General features: G+C 67.4%; 18 protein-coding genes. 2 read left to right on the top strand and 16 right to left on the bottom strand.

Translation table 11 applies throughout. The features are described 5' to 3' along the window. Positions 1-15: 15 nt before the first annotated feature. The 8 genes from HBE63_RS30600 to HBE63_RS30565 all read right to left on the bottom strand — a co-directional run bounded on the left by HBE63_RS30600 (position 16) and on the right by HBE63_RS30565 (position 6,535). Entirely contained in the window at positions 16-1,149 is a 1,134-nt protein-coding gene (locus HBE63_RS30600; RefSeq protein ID WP_208301260.1) for an SDR family oxidoreductase, read from the bottom strand. Between the two features lie 29 nt (positions 1,150-1,178). Beyond that, positions 1,179-1,280 carry a 30S ribosomal protein bS22 gene (locus HBE63_RS30595; protein ID WP_003402602.1) on the bottom strand — a complete coding sequence of 34 codons (102 nt, stop codon included), beginning with the start codon at positions 1,278-1,280 and terminating at the stop codon, positions 1,179-1,181. 131 nt (positions 1,281-1,411) lie between these two features. After that, on the bottom strand, positions 1,412-1,639 hold the full coding sequence (locus HBE63_RS30590; RefSeq protein ID WP_003882954.1) for a cell division/environmental response transcriptional regulator: 228 nt from the start codon (positions 1,637-1,639) through the stop codon (positions 1,412-1,414). A gap of 138 nt (positions 1,640-1,777) precedes the next feature. Further along, the gene (proC, locus tag HBE63_RS30585) at positions 1,778-2,638 is read right to left on the bottom strand and encodes a pyrroline-5-carboxylate reductase (RefSeq protein WP_208301259.1); all 861 of its coding nucleotides are present in this window, start codon (positions 2,636-2,638) and stop codon (positions 1,778-1,780) included. A 26-nt stretch (positions 2,639-2,664) separates the two neighbouring features. After that, complete coding sequence (locus HBE63_RS30580) at positions 2,665-3,483, bottom strand: thioesterase family protein (protein ID WP_166908983.1); 819 nt, start codon at positions 3,481-3,483, stop codon at positions 2,665-2,667. A 42-nt stretch (positions 3,484-3,525) separates the two neighbouring features. Next, complete coding sequence (locus HBE63_RS30575; RefSeq protein WP_166908981.1) at positions 3,526-4,371, bottom strand: sugar phosphate isomerase/epimerase; 846 nt, start codon at positions 4,369-4,371, stop codon at positions 3,526-3,528. A 22-nt stretch (positions 4,372-4,393) separates the two neighbouring features. Next, positions 4,394-5,533: an FUSC family protein gene (locus HBE63_RS30570; RefSeq protein ID WP_166908979.1), complete on the bottom strand. Its 1,140-nt coding sequence runs from the start codon at positions 5,531-5,533 to the stop codon at positions 4,394-4,396. Positions 5,534-5,563: 30 nt separating this feature from the next. Then, entirely contained in the window at positions 5,564-6,535 is a 972-nt protein-coding gene (locus HBE63_RS30565) for a Ppx/GppA phosphatase family protein (RefSeq protein WP_166908977.1), read from the bottom strand. Positions 6,536-6,684: 149 nt separating this feature from the next. On the opposite strand from HBE63_RS30565, the gene HBE63_RS30560 reads away from it, so the two are divergent. Next, positions 6,685-7,461: a hypothetical protein gene (locus HBE63_RS30560; RefSeq protein ID WP_166908975.1), complete on the top strand. Its 777-nt coding sequence runs from the start codon at positions 6,685-6,687 to the stop codon at positions 7,459-7,461. A gap of 9 nt (positions 7,462-7,470) precedes the next feature. On the opposite strand, the gene regX is transcribed toward HBE63_RS30560, so the two are convergent. The 6 genes from regX to HBE63_RS30530 form a co-directional block, all read right to left on the bottom strand. After that, positions 7,471-8,157, bottom strand: a complete 687-nt coding sequence (gene regX / locus HBE63_RS30555; RefSeq protein ID WP_166908973.1) for a two-component sensory transduction protein RegX — start codon at positions 8,155-8,157, stop codon at positions 7,471-7,473. Positions 8,158-8,165: 8 nt separating this feature from the next. Then, positions 8,166-9,353 (bottom strand): cell wall metabolism sensor histidine kinase WalK, encoded by a 1,188-nt coding sequence (locus tag HBE63_RS30550; RefSeq protein ID WP_166908971.1) that lies wholly within the window; start codon positions 9,351-9,353, stop codon positions 8,166-8,168. A gap of 143 nt (positions 9,354-9,496) precedes the next feature. Further along, the gene (locus tag HBE63_RS30545; RefSeq protein ID WP_166908969.1) at positions 9,497-10,240 is read right to left on the bottom strand and encodes a phosphoglyceromutase; all 744 of its coding nucleotides are present in this window, start codon (positions 10,238-10,240) and stop codon (positions 9,497-9,499) included. 23 nt (positions 10,241-10,263) lie between these two features. Next, the gene (locus tag HBE63_RS30540) at positions 10,264-10,728 is read right to left on the bottom strand and encodes a YbjN domain-containing protein (RefSeq protein ID WP_371815067.1); all 465 of its coding nucleotides are present in this window, start codon (positions 10,726-10,728) and stop codon (positions 10,264-10,266) included. A 41-nt stretch (positions 10,729-10,769) separates the two neighbouring features. Beyond that, positions 10,770-12,074, bottom strand: coding sequence for a D-inositol-3-phosphate glycosyltransferase (gene mshA / locus HBE63_RS30535; protein ID WP_166908965.1), 1,305 nt, complete (start codon positions 12,072-12,074; stop codon positions 10,770-10,772). A gap of 10 nt (positions 12,075-12,084) precedes the next feature. Then, complete coding sequence (locus tag HBE63_RS30530; protein WP_305848714.1) at positions 12,085-13,422, bottom strand: ROK family protein; 1,338 nt, start codon at positions 13,420-13,422, stop codon at positions 12,085-12,087. Between the two features lie 191 nt (positions 13,423-13,613). On the opposite strand from HBE63_RS30530, the gene HBE63_RS30525 reads away from it, so the two are divergent. Then, the gene (locus tag HBE63_RS30525) at positions 13,614-14,360 is read left to right on the top strand and encodes an SDR family NAD(P)-dependent oxidoreductase (protein ID WP_166908963.1); all 747 of its coding nucleotides are present in this window, start codon (positions 13,614-13,616) and stop codon (positions 14,358-14,360) included. Positions 14,361-14,373: 13 nt separating this feature from the next. Here HBE63_RS30525 and HBE63_RS30520 read toward each other — a convergent pair whose 3' ends face one another. After that, on the bottom strand, positions 14,374-15,702 hold the full coding sequence (locus HBE63_RS30520) for an Ig-like domain-containing protein (protein ID WP_166908961.1): 1,329 nt from the start codon (positions 15,700-15,702) through the stop codon (positions 14,374-14,376). Positions 15,703-15,708: 6 nt separating this feature from the next. Next, positions 15,709-16,821, bottom strand: a complete 1,113-nt coding sequence (locus tag HBE63_RS30515) for a UDP-N-acetylmuramate dehydrogenase (RefSeq protein WP_166908959.1) — start codon at positions 16,819-16,821, stop codon at positions 15,709-15,711. Between the last annotated feature and the right edge of the window lie 11 nt (positions 16,822-16,832).

Genomic DNA, 16,832 nt, shown 5'->3' with positions numbered 1-16,832 from the left:
CGGATAGAGCCAGTACTAATGTCCCAAACGCTGCGCCACCCCCGCGGCGCGACTCTCCATTGAGCGTACCCATCGCGGATCGAGTATCGGTGTCAATCCACGACCCCGGACGTAGTCGTCGAATGCCTCGGCGGTCGTCCACTTGGGACTGTAGCCCAGATCCCTGTGCATTCGCGTAGTGTCCATGACCCGGCCGTAGCTCAGGTAGTTCATCTGATCGCGGTCGAGTTCGGTGTAACGCGTTGCGCGACTGAGTGAATTGATCGCCGACAACGCCCCACGCGGGACCGGGAGCCGGACCCGGCCCGAGCGCCGGATCGCCTGGCTCATCATGATGATGCCCGAGGCGCCGATGTTGAACGTGCCCGCCTTGCCGGCCATCGTCGCACGCTCGAGGGCGCCGAGGGCGTCCTGTTCGTGCAGCAGTTGCAGCCGCGCGTCATGTCCGACCAGCGACGGAACGACCGGCCCGGCCAGATACCGCGAGAGTGCGGTGTCCATCGCGGGCCCGATCATGTTGGCCAGCCGCAGGATGGTCAGATCGATGTCCGGACGGCGCCGGGCCAGGCCGCGCGCGTAGCCCTCCATGTCCATGCTGTCGCGGGCGAAACCGTCGCCCGGCGGACGCCGAGCACTGCTCTCCTCGCTGAACATCACCGGATCGCGCGGGCTCGCGCCGTACACCTCAGAGGTGGACTTGAGCACGACCCGACGGACCGACGGTGCCTTCTGGCAGGCGGCGAACAACTGGATCGCGCCCATCACGTTGAGTTCCTTCAACGTGGCCCGGCCTCCGGACCTCGGCGCGTAGGACGCCGCCGCGGCATGCACGACGGTGTCCACATTCCCGTTTCGGATCACCTTGGCGATAAACGGGTTGCGGATGTCGGCGCGGACGAACTCCGCGCGTCCCATCCGACGCATCAGGTCCTTGCTCGGCACCACCGCATCGACGGCGATGACGTGCTCGACCGCCGGGTTCTGCACCAGCCTGGCGATCAGGTAACCACCGAGAAACCGGCACGCACCCGTGACCAGAACTACTTTCGGAGCGGGTGACGCCTCTGCGGACTGTGCCGCACCGGAAGTATCCGAACCAGATCCGGGGACTCCCGTCGGGCGTCCCCCCGAACGACCATCAGAATCCATCGGCTCAGCCTAGCGGCCGCAGCAGTTGGCTACTTGCCGAGTTTTCTACGCTGCACCCGGGTACGGCGAAGCAGCTTGCGGTGCTTCTTCTTCGACATACGCTTACGCCGCTTCTTGATGACTGAGCCCATAAACCCTGGTGTCTCCGCTACTGACGCTGATGATTGACCTGGTTACTTTACCCGGGCCAGCCACCGAAACGGAAAACGCCAGCCTGCTCTGGGCGCTCAGCCCATACGGCCGCGCTGTCCGACCCGGTTTGTCAGCCGGCGTCGAAGTACGAAGACTCCAGCAGATCGTGGACTGCCTTGGCGTGGACCCGGAACGATCGGCCCACTCGAACCGCAGGCAGTTCACCGTTGTGCACCAACCGGTACACCGTCATCTTCGAGACCCTCATCAGGCTCGCCACTTCGGCGACCGTCAGAAATTGAGCCCGAGGCTGACCGTCGCCAGCATCGCGCGCCGATGGCCCGTTCATAGACGTCATCGCAACCCAATCAATCAGGCACAGGCAGTCCCAGCGGCTTCCCCACCGCTGGCACCGACCCGCGCATACAAAGGGAGAATAGCGTGGCGGGTGGGGTTACTGCGACGGGTGTGGGCTAATCAGTTTGAATTGATCGAATTACTCAGATGTAATTCCGAGCTGCTCAGAGCGCGTTTTCGCGGCCAGAACGGCGTTGGACACCGCGCCCCGCAACCCCCCGCGCTCCAGTTCCCGCAGCCCAGCGGCGGTGGTGCCGGCCGGAGAGGTGACCATGGCCCGCAATCGGGCCGGTGTGGTGTCCAGCGCGGCGCCTCCGGCCGCGTTCACCTCATCGAGACGTTCCAGCAGCATTGCCGCCGAGCCTGCCATCGTCTGGACCGCCAGATCGGTGGCCACCGCACGCGACAGACCCGATTCCACGCCCGCGTCGACCAGAGCCTCGACCATCAGGAAGAAGTACGCCGGCCCCGACCCGGACACCGCGGTCACGGCGTCCAGCTGCGACTCACTCACGGTGAGCACGCCGCCGACCGCATCGAAGATCGACGAGACCTGCTTGAGCTGCTCGGCAGTCGCGAACCGGCCCGCTGCCAAAGCGCTCACCCCGCCGCCGACCACGATCGGGGAGTTGGGCATGACGCGGATGACCGGAGACCCGGCCGGCAGCTTGTTCTCGTAGTACGACGTGCTGACGCCGGCCGCGATGCTGACGAACACCTGCTCGGCGGTGTCGGAATCGGCACGCGCTGCCGCGTCGGCGATCTCGTCGATCACATTCGCGACGTCAGTGGGCTTGACCGCGATCACCACGTAGGCGGCGTTATCGGCGGCATCGGCGACCGAGGTCACCAGCACCGAGTACTTCTCCGACAAGTACTTGGCCCGGTCCGGATACTTCTCCGCGACCACCATGTCCTTGACTTGCCTACCAGCCCTCAACAGCCCCGACAGCAGCGCCTCGCCCATGCTTCCGCCGCCGATTATCGCGATTCTCGACATGGGCGACAGCATTCCATGTCCGAACGTCAGGGCGCTGCGGGCACCATTGCCAACTGCCGCGTCTGCACGATGATCCGGCCCTCGCAGTCGACGACGATGTGATCCTCGTCGAACCAGTCCTGGCCGATCTGCACCGAGGTACACATCACCCGCAGCCAGCCGTCGGCCGGCAATGCCCGCAGATAGGCCGTCAGCTGGACCGTGGGCGCCCAACCGGTGCGTTCCACGGCGAATGTCACCGGAGCCGACACATCGCCGCACAGGAGCGCGAACAACACGTCGGGAGCGACTCCCTTCGGACGCACCCAGTACTCGAACACCGGCGGCCCGCCATCGGTACGCGGACCCATGGTGTGCAGCGCCGGCCGGATGTCGCAGCCGTGCGCCAGGTGCACGATGTGCTCCATCGGATGCCCGGGGCCGATCGGCTCCAGCCCGGGCGGCGGCTCGGGCGTCATCAGCGGCACCACCGGGTTGAACGACAGCAGCGGAGGCACGTGATGTTCCGGCTCACCGAGGGTGACCGACACCGTCACCGCGGTTCTCTGCTCTTCGCCCTGCCGGAGCTCGACGTCCACCAGACCGATGCGCCGGCCCCGCTTACGGACCCTGGTGACCACCTGCATCGGACCGGGATCCGGCGCCCACAGGTAATTTCCCGAGACCGCCAGCGGCTGCGCCGACGTGCCCAACTCAGCGCGGGCCGCATTGGCACACAGCGCGAGCATGGCGCCGCCGTGCACCTTGGGCCCGATCGTCCAGTGTTCGTTGAGCTCGCCGTGATAGACACCGTCACCGGCGGGCGTCAGCGCCATGGCATCGGTGAACAGGGTGGAACCGGTCATGGTGCGTCCTCTGCGGCCGGGGGCGGATGGGCGGGGTCAGGTTCAGCGCAGCAGGTGCGTGCGGGCGAACTGCAACGACTCGGTCAGCAGCGCCTCGCGTTCGGAAGCCGTCCTGGCCGCCGAGGTGGTGACCTCGAGGACGACGTGACCGGAGAAATCGCCCGCCGCCAGCAGCTGGCACACCTCGGCGGTGGGCTGAGTGCCGCGGCCCGGGACCAGATGCTCGTCGGTGGAGGCGCCCTTGCCGTCGCACAGATGCAGGTGCACCAGACCGTCGCCCATGCGCCGGGCCATGTCCATCGCATCGGTGCCTGCCGTCGCGGTGTGGCTCAGATCGAGCGTGTAGTGCGCATGATCACCGTCCAGCGGGTCATAGGACGGCGCGAAAGCGGAGATGCCCGGGCCCGGCCTGCCGCCGCGCTTACGCATCCGCTCGATCGACGTGCCGCCCGCCCCGAAAAACCGGTCGGCCCGGAACGGGAACATGTTCTCCACCGCCACCAGGACCTCGCTGTCGGCCTCCAGCTGGGCGACCTGCTCGCTGAACCCTTCGGCGTAGCGACGCTGCCAGCGGAACGGCGGGTGCACGACAACGGTCTGCGCGCCCAACTCCTCGGCGGCACGGACGCTGCGTTCCAGCTTCGGGATCGGGTTGGCGCCCCACACCCGCTGCGAGATCAGCAGACACGGCGCGTGGACCGACAACACCGGCACGCCGTAGTGCGCCGACATCTTGGCGATGGCGTCGATATCTTGGCTGACCGACTCCGCCCACACCATCAGCTCGACGCCGTCATAACCGAGGCGGGCGGCGTACTCGAACGCAGCCTCCGTCCTCAGCGGATAGACCGAGGCGGTGGACAGACCGATCTTGATGGCTGGGCGCACGACCTAATTGTGTACTGGTGTACTAACTTGCCTGCAGCAGAGCCAAGGGTCCGAAGGTCACCAGCGCCCCGACTGCCACCGCGGTCAGCGTGCTGCCGATGTCCTCGGTCTTGCGAACCACCCGCACGCCACCGGCCAGGCCGAGGATGACCAGCACCCCGAGCACCAGCGCGACGATGGTGTTCCACTTCCAGAGCTGATCGAAGGCGACGAACAGACCGGCACCGAAGGCCACCGCGATCACGCACTGACCGACGATCCACATCCCGCGAACCAGCGGGGAGGCCGGCGGCTGCTCCTCGTCGAATTCGTCGTGCTCGTCGAAGTCGCCCGTGCCGTCGGACAGGTCCTCGTCGGGTTCGAGATCGATGCCGTCACGACCACGGGAACGGCGGGCCTGCTCGTCGGCCACGGACCCTCCGCCGAACAACGGCCCGAGTGACGAGTACGAACGATCCCCGTATTCGCCGTTGTAGTCGTCGTTGTAGTCGTCGCCCGCGTAGTCGTCGTAAACGGTGTCGTCGACGGAGTCCACGCCATGAAGGTCGTGGACGTCGGGCTCTACCAGCGCGTCGGAAGGCCCGTCCGCGGCGTCCGCGTCAAGGTCGTAGAGGGGGTCCGGGCTCATTCGCTCGGCACCCGTGCCCGACGGCCTGTAGTCACGCGCCGGCGGCTTCGACTGCCCGCGGCGCGGACGTGGCCGGAATTCAACCGGCTCGTGGTCGACGTCGCGGGCGGCCAGGTGCGCGTCGTAGTCGTCCTCGGCCTCGGTGCGCACCTCGTCGGGTTCGGCCGGCCTCATGGGCGGCTTGACGCGAGGCGGTCGGGCGCCGCCGCTGCGGACCCGCGGCTCGTCGCGGGGTTCGGAGCGTTCGCGGGGTTCGGAGCGTTCGCGGGGTTCGTCCAGGATGGGCGCGACGACGGCGGTGTCGACCAGTGGGTCAGGCGCGGGAACCGGCTCATCGAGGAGTTCCGGCTCCATGTCATCGGTGATGACGGGGATCTCGCCGGTGAGTTCAGCGACGGTCACCGCGTCGCTGTTACCGCGCCGACGCCGACGGCGCCCGCCGACCGGGGGTGCCCCGATCGTCCCGTTCTTTGCCAGCAACTCCGCGACCGAGATCGGTCGGGTGCCGGATGGGCTGTTCTCTGGTCCTGTCATACCTATGTTGCCTTTGGGGCTAGCTTTTCCTTAACGTCCGGCGTCCCGCGCGTACGTCTCTACCAAGGCTGTGCCGTCGGCCTCGCTGTCGAGTTTCCGCAGAATCAACCCCTCTCGCAACGCCCAGGGGCAAATGTCGACGGAATCGATCTCCAGTGCTCGCATACTAGCCTCAGCTACCAAAGCACCGGCCACGATCTGTGGTGCCCTCTCGGCACTCACCCCTTCCAGTTCGGCACGGTCAGCCGCTGTCATCCTAGAGATGAAAGCTATGAGCTGTCTTAATCCAGCAGCGGTGAGGGTCCGCTTGACCCGTGGGCCTGCACCCGAGGGGGCCGCCCCGGTGAGTCGGGCCAGCGACCGGAAGGTCTTCGACGTCGCCACCGCGAGGTCCGGGTTACCGGCCCGGCGCATGGTGGTACCGGCGTCGGCGAGCTCGGTGGCCAGCCAGTCCCGCAGCATCGCGACTCGGCGCCGCCCAGGCGGGTCTTCGGCCAACCACTCCCTGGTCAGCCGGCCCGCCCCCAGGGGCAGCGAGAGCGCCACCTCGGGCTCCTCGTCGACCCCGGTGGACAGTTCCAGCGAGCCACCGCCGATGTCGATGTTGATGATGCGGCCCGCGCTCCAGCCGTACCAGCGGCGCACCGCCAGGAACGTCAGGCGGGATTCGTCGACGCCGCTGAGCACGCCGAGGGAAACCCCAGTCTCGGCCCGCACCCGGGCCAGGACCTCCTCGGAGTTGGTGGCATCGCGCACCGCCGAGGTGGCAAACGCCATCAATTCGGCACAGCCCGAGCTGGTGGCGATCTTGGCGAACTCGTCCACCGTGGCCACCAGGCTGTCGGCACCCTTGCGGGTCAGTTTGCCGGAGCTGTCGATGGCCTCGGCGAGCCGCAGTGCCGCCTTGGTGGAGCTCATCGGGGTCGGATGTCCGCCACGGCGCGCATCCACCACGAGGAGATGAACCGTGTTACTACCGACATCGAGCACGCCTAGCCGCACTGGACCAACCTAACCGCAGCCGACCAGCGCTTCGTGGGCGGACCTCCCGCAACCTTCCAGATGGGCGGGACCGGGCTGTGGGATGGGCCACCGCGCGTCGTACCGCGGTTGGGAAATGCGTTCCGCCATATGCGAGTACCGTTTGCGCCGTGACAGATGTGCATCCCGGCGAAGTCGAACTCGACTTTGCCCGCGAATGGGTGGAGTTCTATGACCCGGAGGACGCGACCCATCTGATCGCGGCCGATATGACGTGGTTGTTGTCCCGCTGGACGTGTGTCTTCGGCACACCGGCCTGCAAGGGCACCGTCGAGGGCCGCCCAGACGACGGCTGCTGCTCGCATGGCGCGTTCCTTTCTGATGACGACGATCGGGCCCGGCTCGATGACGCGGTCAAACAGCTGACCGACGACGACTGGGAGTTCCGGGAAAAGGGCCTGGGCCGCAAGGGCTACCTGGAAGACGACGAGTACGACGGCAAGCCCAACCAGCGCACCCGAAAGTACAAGGGGGCGTGCATCTTCCTGAACCGGCCCGGTTTTCCCGGCGGAATCGGGTGCGCGCTGCACAGCAAGGCGCTCAAGCTCGGGGTCGAGCCGCTGACCATGAAGCCCGACGTGTGCTGGCAGTTGCCAATCCGGCGCAGCCAGGAATGGATCACCCGGCCCGACGACACCCAGATCCTGCGCACCGTCATCACCGAATACGACCGGCGCGGCTGGGGCGAGGGTGGTGCAGACCTGCACTGGTACTGCACCGGTGATCCCGCGGCCCATGTCGGCGCCCGCCCGGTGTTCGAGTCCTACGGCCCCGAACTCACCGCGGTGCTCGGCGAGAAGGCCTACGCCGAGTTGGCCGCGATGTGCCGGCGGCGCAGCGCGCTGGGCTTGGTCGCCGTGCACCCGGCGACCCGCGCCGCCGAGTAGCTCGGCGGCTCAGCCCTCCAGCTTGTAACCGAGGCCACGCACGGTGACCAGGTGCACGGGGTTGGCCGGGTCGGACTCGATCTTGGAGCGCAGCCGTTTGACATGCACGTCAAGGGTTTTGGTGTCACCCACGTAGTCGGCGCCCCACACCCGGTCGATGAGCTGGCCGCGGGTGAGCACCCGGCCGCTGTTGCGCATCAGGTACTCCAGGAGGTCGAACTCCTTGAGCGGCAACGTGATCTGTTCCCCGCTGACGCTGACGACATGCCGTTCGACATCCATCCGCACCGGGCCGGCTTCCAGCACGCCGTCGCCGATCGCGCCGTCGTCGGTGTCGGTGCCGCGGCGCAGCACCGCCCGGATCCGCGCGATCAGCTCGCGGGCCGAATACGGCTTGGTGACATAGTCATCGGCACCCAACTCGAGACCGACAACCTTGTCGATCTCACTGTCACGCGCGGTGACCATGATCACCGGCACGCTGGATCGGGCACGCAGTTGCTTACAGACATCGGTACCGCTCATCCCGGGCAGCATCAGGTCCAGCAGGACGATATCGGCGCCGGAGCGCTCGAACTCGGCCAGTGCAGAGGGACCATCGGCCACGACGGTGGCCTCGAAGCCTTCCTTGCGCAGCAGGAATGCCAGGGGATCGGCCAGCGACTCCTCGTCTTCAACGATCAACACGCTGGTCATAAGTCTCGCTAATCCTCTCGGTCGTCTGAGTCACCTGTGGACTCATCGGTTTCGGGATAGGCCGGAATCGACAGAGTGAATGTCGACCCGGTGCCCGGCTGACTCCACAGCCGGATGGTTCCGTTGTGGTTGGCGGCCACATGTTTGACGATCGCCAGGCCCAGCCCGGTGCCGCCGGTGGCGCGCGAACGGGCCTTGTCGACCCGGAAGAACCTCTCGAAGACCCGTTCCTGATCGGCCTTGGCGATTCCGATACCGCGGTCGGTGACCGCGATCTCGACACTGCCGCCCCGCCGGCGCCGGCTGACAGATATGCCGGATCCGTTGGGCGAGTACGCAATTGCATTGGACACCAGATTGGCGATGGCAGTCACGAGCAGGGTCTGGTCGCCCAGCACCCGGAAGCCGGTCGGGGCATCGGTGGTGATCGAGATGTCGGCCTTGTCGGCGGCCACCTTGTGCCGCGACAGCGCCTCGGCCACCACGGTGTCGACGTCGACGACCCCCAGATCGGGCAACCGCTCGGCGCCCTGCAGCCGGGACAGTTCGATCAGCTCGCCGACCATGTCGGCCAGCCGCAGCGATTCGGCCACCATCTTGTCGGAGAAGCGACGCACCATGTCCGGATCATCGGCGGAGGCCTGCAGCGCCTCGGCGAGCACCCGCATGGCACCCACCGGGGTCTTGAGCTCGTGGCTGACGTTGGCGACAAAGTCACGCCGCGTGGCTTCCATCCGGGCGTGCTCGGATTGGTCGTCGGCGTAGACGACTGCGAAACTGCCGTCTTCAGCGGACAGCGGCCGCACCCAACCGCGCACCGAGATCCCCGACCGACCGGGGTGAGGGAGCTTGCGCGGCGACAGATCGACGTCGATGGGCTGGCCGGTGGCGAACACCTGCTCGGCTGCGCGCCAGGCCCGGTCGTCGAGCAGACGATCACGCACGACACCGAGCTCGGTGGCGCGGTCGTTGGCGTAGACGACGTCGTTGAACGTGTCGACCACGACGATGCCGTTGGGCGCTGCGGACACGATGTGCTGCAGCATCTGCGACACCGTCAGGCCGGCCTGATCAGCCTCCCGCCGCTGCCGCTTGGCCACGATGCGGGGGGCGACCACGGCGGCCACCCCCGCACCGACGATCAGCGCGAGCAACGACACGACCGCCGTCAGCAGTAACGCCGACACCAAGCTCACGCGAAAATCGTACGCACACGGTGAACGTCATCCCAGCAGCGTGCGGCCAAAACGGGACAAGTCACACCGACAAATACAGGAGTTCGGCTGTCGTTAACCCTCGGTAACCTGCTGTTTGCCCGCAAGCCCGAGTGTCCAGCGAACTATTTCTTGGCGCCCTGCGCGGCGACCGCGGCGGCCCCGGCAGCGGCGGCCTCGGGGTCGAGGTATTCACCGCCTGCGACCAGGGGCTTGAGGTTCTCGTCGAGGTCATAGCGCAGCGGGATGCCGGTCGGGATGTTCAGGCCGACGACCTCCTCGTCGGATATCCCGTCGAGGTACTTGACCAGCGCACGCAGCGAGTTTCCGTGGGCGGCGATCAGGACGGTCTTGCCGGCCTTGAGGTCGGGCACGATGGTCGCCTCGTAGTACGGCACGAACCGGGTCACGACGTCCTTGAGGCATTCGGTCAGCGGGCCGCCGCCGATGTCGGCGTAGCGCGGGTCGGCGTCCTGGCTGAACTCGCTGCCCTTCTCGATCGGCGGGGGCGGGGTGTCGTAGCTACGCCGCCACGCCATGAACTGCTCTTCGCCGTACTTGTCCTTGGTCGCGGCCTTGTCCAGGCCCTGCAGCGCGCCGTAGTGCCGCTCGTTGAGCCGCCAGTCGCGATGCACCGGGATCCAGTGCCGGTCGGCGGCATCCAGGGCGAGGTTCGCGGTGGTGATCGCGCGGCGCAGCAGCGACGTGTAGACCACGTCGGGCAGCACGTCGTTCTCGACCAGCAGTTTGCCGCCGCGGACCGCCTCGGTGCGGCCCTTCTCGGTGAGGTCGACGTCGACCCATCCGGTGAACAGGTTCTTCTGGTTCCAGTCGCTCTCACCGTGGCGGAGCAGGATCAGCGTCGGCATGCGTGTGATCTTCTCACGAGCGCTCAGTCGTCGATCAGACGCTCATCTATCAGATGTTCGAAGGCCTTCAGGTTCTTGAGCGACTCACCGCGGGAGACGCGCCACTCCCACTCTTTCTGGATGGACGAGCGGAAACCCAGTTCCAGCAAGGTGTTGAAGTCGGAGTCGACGGCTTCGAGCACCTGTCCGAGCACCCGGTCGATCTCCTCGGCGGTGACCGCTTCCAGCGCCATCCGGCCGACGAGGTAGATGTCGCCGACGTTGTCGAGGGTGTAGGCGACGCCGTAGAGCCTCCGGTTGCGTTTGAGCAGGAACCGGTAGACGCCTTCGAAGTTCTCGTCGGGCTTGCGGCAGACGAATGCCTCTACCCGCACCGAGTGCTCGCCGATGCTCAGGATGGTGTTGGTCACCAGGCGCCGCTCGCCGGGCAGTTCGACGACGATGCCGGGCAAGCCGCCGTGGGCGCCCTCGTGCCGGTGGTAGACCAGCTCGTGCTCGTCGAGGGTATCGGCGATCAGCTGTTCGACGCTCACGTCCGCACCCCGCGTCGCAACGCGAACCGGCGTCCCGGACGGCGGACAGACGGCCTGCGGTGCCGGGACCGGTAGTCGCTCATCGCATGGGCGTAACTGTTCAGCAGGGCATCGACGGTGTGCGCCCAGGAGAACTGCGCGGCGTGGGCCGCGGCGGCCAGGCGCAACGGACCCGGATCGCGCTTCAGTACGTCATCGATCGCAGCCGCCCAGTCGTCGACGTCGTGCCCGTCGACCAGTGCCCCGCTGACACCGTCGGCCACCGCGACCGGCAGACCACCGACCGCGGCCGCCACCACCGGTGTCCCGCACGCCTGGGCCTCGATCGCGACCAGGCCGAACGATTCGGAGTAGCTGGGCACCGCGACCAGATCGGCGGCGCGGTACACGTTGACCAACTGTTCGCGGGACTGCGGGGGCAGGAACGTCACACGGTCGGTGATACCCAGATCGTCGGCCAGGCGAACCAGGGTGTCGGGCTCGGCCAAGCCACTGCCCGACGGCCCACCGGCGACCAGCACCCGGACCCCGGGCAGTTTGGCGGCGGCACGCAACAGCACGTCGGGCGCCTTGAGCGGCTGGATCCGGCCCACGAACGCGACCACCTGCTCGTGCGGCGCAATGCCGAGCACTGCGCGCGCCGCGTCGCGATCCCCCGGGGTGAAGGCATCCAGATCCACCCCGGGATGCACCACATCGATACGTTCCGGATCGGCTTGGTGAAGCGAAACCAGTTGCTGTGCTTCATGTTCGGTGTTCACGATGAGACGATCAGCCTCGTCGACCACCTGCTGCTCCCCCACCGCGCGCAGCGGCGGCTCGGGCGAATCACCTGCGGCCAGTGCGGCGTTCTTCACCGCGGCCAGAGTGTGCGCGGTGTGAACGAGCGGCACCGCCCAGCGGTCCCGGGCCAGCCAGCCGACCTGACCGGACAGCCAGTAGTGCGAGTGGACGACATCGTAATAGCCGGGCTCGTGCGTCGCCTCGGCCCGCAACACCCCCGCGGTGAACGCGCACAGCTGGGTCGGCAGGTCGTACTTGTCCAGGCCCTCGAACGGCCCGGCCACCACGTTGCGCACCAACACCCCGGGCGCCACCGGCACCACCGGGGCGTCCGAGGACGACGTGGCCCTGGTGAAAACCTCCACCTCGACACCGCGACGGGCCAGCTGCAACGCGGTCTGCAGCACGTAGACATTCATCCCGCCGGCGTCACCGGTACCCGGCTGCGCCAGCGGCGACGTGTGTACGGAAATCACCGCAACGCGGCGGGGAATCTCGAGGTCTGTGGCTAGACGCACAAAGACATGTCTACACCGCCGCCGATCGACGGGTTTGAGCGCGCCGCATGGCACCGATCGGATCCGCATACAGGCCGCCCAGCGAAACGATGCCGGCACTGGCCTCCTGAACCCGGTTGCCGAAGGCCGTCAGCCGGATATCGCGGGGCCCCAGCACCGAACGGCGCGTGACGGCGTCCTCCACGACGGGCAGGCCTTCGGGGTATTCGGTGAAGGCCTGACCACCGAGCACCAGATCGTCGGGGTTGAGCAGATCCCGCAGCAACGCCACGGCCTCGCCGAGCACCCGGGCGCGGTCCGCCAGCAACTCGACCGCCTTGCCGTTCCCCTGACGCGCTGCGCGCAGCACCGTCGACAGCGTCGAGGACGGGCCGTCGGCCGGGACGATCCGCAGCTTGCGGGCTGCGTTGAGCACCGCTTCGTCACTCACTGTGGATTCCAATTGCCCTGAGCCACCGAGCAATTCGGATTGCGCAGGCAGGCCGGCGATGGTGCCGGGCCCGCTGGCCGGGGAGTGCACGCGCCCGTCGATCGACAGCGCGTAGCCGACGGTCTCGCGGGCGTAGACGTAGAGGCTGGTCCGTGCCGGAGTGCCGGCAGTCTCCGGGGCGGAACGGCGTCCCCCCAGCAGCAGTTCGGCACCGGCCATCGCATCCACGTGCGAGGCGACCGACACCGGCAGCGCCAGCGCTTCGGCGAGCACCGGGCCCACCGGGGCATCGGCCCAGCCCAGCCGCGGGTGATCGAGATACCCGGTGGCACTGTCGACGACGCCACCGGCGGCCACACCGACCCACAGCGGGCGGCGACGGTGCCAACGGCTCAGGTACCGGCGGGCGCTGGAGGCCAAGGTGGCCAACGCCGCAGCCTGGGGTCCCGACGGGGTGGGTGTCTCGACCACGTCGAGCGTGCGACCGAACAGGTCGGTGGCCACGATGCTGGTGGTGCGCGCACCGATGTGGATGCCGAGCGTGAGGTAGGGCTCGTGGTTGACCTCGACGGGCACGCGGGGCCGTCCGATAGCCCCGGAGACCGCGAGATCGGCACGCTCACGCAGGATTCCGGCGTCGAGTAGTGCGGTGACCTGACGGTTGACGGTCGCGATGCTCAACTGCGTGAGCTGTGCGACGGCGTCCCGGGCGATGGGGCCGCGGGTGCGGACGGCGCTGAAGACCGATGCCGCGGCGGCGTCGGGCACCTTCAGCGACGGGGCGACGATGTGCAGGAGCCGCGACTGTGGATAGCGCGACGCGGCGGACAGCGGCCGGGCAGGCCGCGCGGAAGTGCTGGTCGAAGCTGAGGAGCTACTGGTGCGCTTCCGAAGGGGGGCGGCAATGGCGGTGGTCACGTAAATGGTCCTCTACTGGATGTCGGCTGGTGGGGTGGGACCACACCTGGCGACTCAGCAGGACAGGGAAACGGTGTCCGGGTTCAGTCAGGCGCGGCGGGGTGCGCAACAACAACACGCACGCCGCGCGAAGCGGGACTGGAGATTCCGGGACACACGAAGAACTTAGCACGCCATCTAATGTTGGTCAGATGACGACACCACAGTCAGGCCAACGAGTGGCAGTGGTTACCGGCGCCAGCGCCGGAATCGGTGCCGCGACAGCCAGATCCCTTGCCACCCTGGGCTTTCATGTGATCTGTACGGCCCGCCGGGCTGATCGAGTCCAGGCGCTGGCCGAGGAGATCGGTGGCACGGCGATTGTGGCGGATGTCACCGACCAGGACGCGGTCGACGCCTTGGCGGCCCAGCTGGACCGGGTGGATGTGCTGGTGAACAACGCCGGCGGGGCCAGGGGGCTGGAATCCGTCCTGGACGCTGACCTGGAGCATTGGCAGTGGATGTGGGAAACCAACGTGCTGGGCACCCTGCGGGTGTCCCGGGCGCTGCTGCCCAAACTCATCGCCTCCGGCGACGGCCTGATCGTCACCGTCACCTCGATCGCGGCGTTCGAGACCTATGACGGCGGCTCGGGGTATAGCGCGGCCAAACACGCCCAGGGCGCCCTGCACCGCACGCTGCGCGGCGAACTTCTCGGAAACCCGGTGCGGCTCACCGAGATTGCCCCGGGCGCGGTGGAGACGGAGTTCTCGCTGGTGCGCTTCGACGGCGATCAGGAACGCGCCGACAACGTGTACCGGGGTATCACCCCACTGGTCGCCGAGGATGTCGCCGAGGTGATCGGGTTCGTCGCGTCACGGCCGTCACACGTCAACCTCGATCAGATCGTGATCCGTCCGCGTGACCAGGCCCCGCACGGAAGGTTCAACCGCAGGTGAGAACCGCGAAGGATCAGCCGCCCGGCGTGGGCTTCGGCGGGGTCGTGGTCGTGGGCGTGCCGGACAGTGTCGGAGCGTCCGTCGGCGTCGCCGGGGCCGTGGCAGGCAGATTCGCCGGCGAATCCTGCGAGGACAGGGCGGACATGGCCTTCCACTCATTCCAGTCCACCGCCCAGTCCCAGAGGTCACCGTCGGCGTAGGACAGTTCAATCCGGGTACCGGTCACCTCGACCGGGTCGCCGTATATCGCGCTGTTGAAGTACTGCTGAGAGTTCTCCAGGTTCAGGTTGATGCAGCCGTTGGTCACGTTGGTGTTGCCCTGCGAACCGATACTGTTCGGGTTGCAGTGGATGAACTCGCCGTTGTTGGAGATCCGCACCGCGAAACGTTCGTGCACATTGCTGTACCCGGCGGCGGGGTTGGTCATCCAGAAGTCCTCGTACTTCTCGGTGACCACGTGGACGCCGCTGCGCGTGACGTTGCGGTCCAGGTCACCCTCGCCGTAGCTGCAGGCGAAGTCCATGATCACCGCGCCGGATCCGTCGAGCACCTGGATGCGGTGGCTGGATGCCTCGGCTTTGACCACCTGGCGGCGTCCGATCTCGAAGTCGAGCGTCGAGTCGGTCGCACCATAGGCGCCGTCTCCGAAGCTGACGCCGTACAGCGGCGCCTTGACGCTGACCTTGGTTCCCGCCGGGTAGTACTCCCGGGTGCGCCAGTGCACGCGCGAGCCGCCGGCCTCGTCGGGCAGCCACGCCCAGCTGCCCTCTACGGGCGGCGTAGTGGTGACCCGAAGAACTTTTTCGACGGTCGCCCGGTACTTGTCGTCGATCGCGGCGTCGAATTGCAGGATGATCGGCGCGGCCACGCCGACAACCTGGCCGTCGGCGAGCTGGAACTGACCGTTGACCTGTTTCTGCGGGGCGACGGTGGAGAACTTGCCCTGCACCGATTCGGCCTTGCCGTCCTGCCCCACCACGGAACCCGCCCACGTGTAGGTGGATTCGTAGCCGAGGGGTTCGGTGGCAGTGAACGCGGTGCGGTCGCTGTTGAATTTGCCGGCGACGACCTTGCCGTTGGCATTGGTCAGGCTGACACGCTGGAACACGCCGTTGTCGACCTTCACGCCGACCGGCGCCGTCGGCAGCACATCCTCGGAGTCGGCGGCAGGCTCGTAGGTCACCGTCGGCCCCGGGGTCCCCTCAGCCTCAGGCGCGGAGACGGACGATCCTCTCGAGCAGGCAGCCAGCAGTCCGGCTCCCATTCCGACGGTCAACACCGTCAGGGCACGCCGCCGATTGAACAACGGCGCATCGGCCTCTATATCACCGGCAGGGCTCACGTGGATCTAGGGTACTGATAGATCGCACCCAATCAGAATCGGTTCTGGGTGCAACAGGATCCCGAAGCGGTCCAAAACACCCGCCTGCACCACTCTGGCCAGGGCAATCACATCGGAAGTGTTCGCCTCGCCACGATTGGTCAGAGCCAGCGCATGCTTGGTGGAAAGCCGCGCGGGAGCACCGTCACCGGGGTACCCCTTGCCGAACCCGGCGTGCTCGACGAGCCAGCCCGCCGCGAGCTTGACCCCGTCCGGCGCGGGGTAATGAGGCACCTGTCCGGCCTCCGCTTCCGGAGCAGCCCGGCCCGCCCGGAACATCGCCTGGACCCGCTCGAACTCAGCCTGCGACACCACGGGGTTGGTGAAGAACGACCCGACACTCCAGGTGTCGTGGTCGTGCACGTCGAGCACCATCCCTTTGCCGGCGCGCAACTGCAGCACGGTCTGGCGAACACGCATCGGGTCGGCACGCTCCCCCGGTTCGACACCCAGCGCGGTGGCCAGTTCCCGGTAACGCAGCGGTGCGCTTCGCCTGTCCGGGGCCCCATCCGCATTCAGGGCGAACTCGACTTCGAGCACGATGACGGCATCGGAGTGTTTGAGGACGCTGGTCCGGTAGCCGAACTTGAGCTCTTCCGGTGCGGCCCAACGGACTTCACCCGTGCGCCGGTCGAGCAGCCGCACCCGGCTGATGGTGTCGGCGACTTCGGCTCCGTACGCACCCACGTTCTGCACCGGGGTGGCCCCGGCCGATCCCGGTATTCCGGACAGGCATTCGAGCCCGCCCAGCCCGTGCTGCAGCGAGGTGACGACGACGTCGTCGAACACGGCGCCCGCCTCGGCGCGCACCAGACCACCCTCAACCGTGATCGCGGTGTTGGCCACGCGCACCACGGTGAGGTCCGGCATGGTGTCGGACAGGTCGTCGGCCAGCACCACGTTGGATCCGCCGGCGAGCACCAGGATCGGATCGGACACCGCGCGCAGAACATCGATGAGCTGATCGGTGCTGGCGCAAGTGAGCACCCTGCGCGCCACCGGACCGACCCGCAGGGTGGTCAGCGGGGCCAGCGCAACCGACTCGGCGATCGCGACACCCGCAACGTACGAACTGACCACGGGCCGTAACG

Origin of the sequence: Mycobacterium sp. DL440 (assembly GCF_011745145.1) — a bacterium.
Lineage (GTDB): Bacteria > Actinomycetota > Actinomycetes > Mycobacteriales > Mycobacteriaceae > Mycobacterium.
This window is presented reverse-complemented; position numbering and strand designations above follow the sequence as displayed.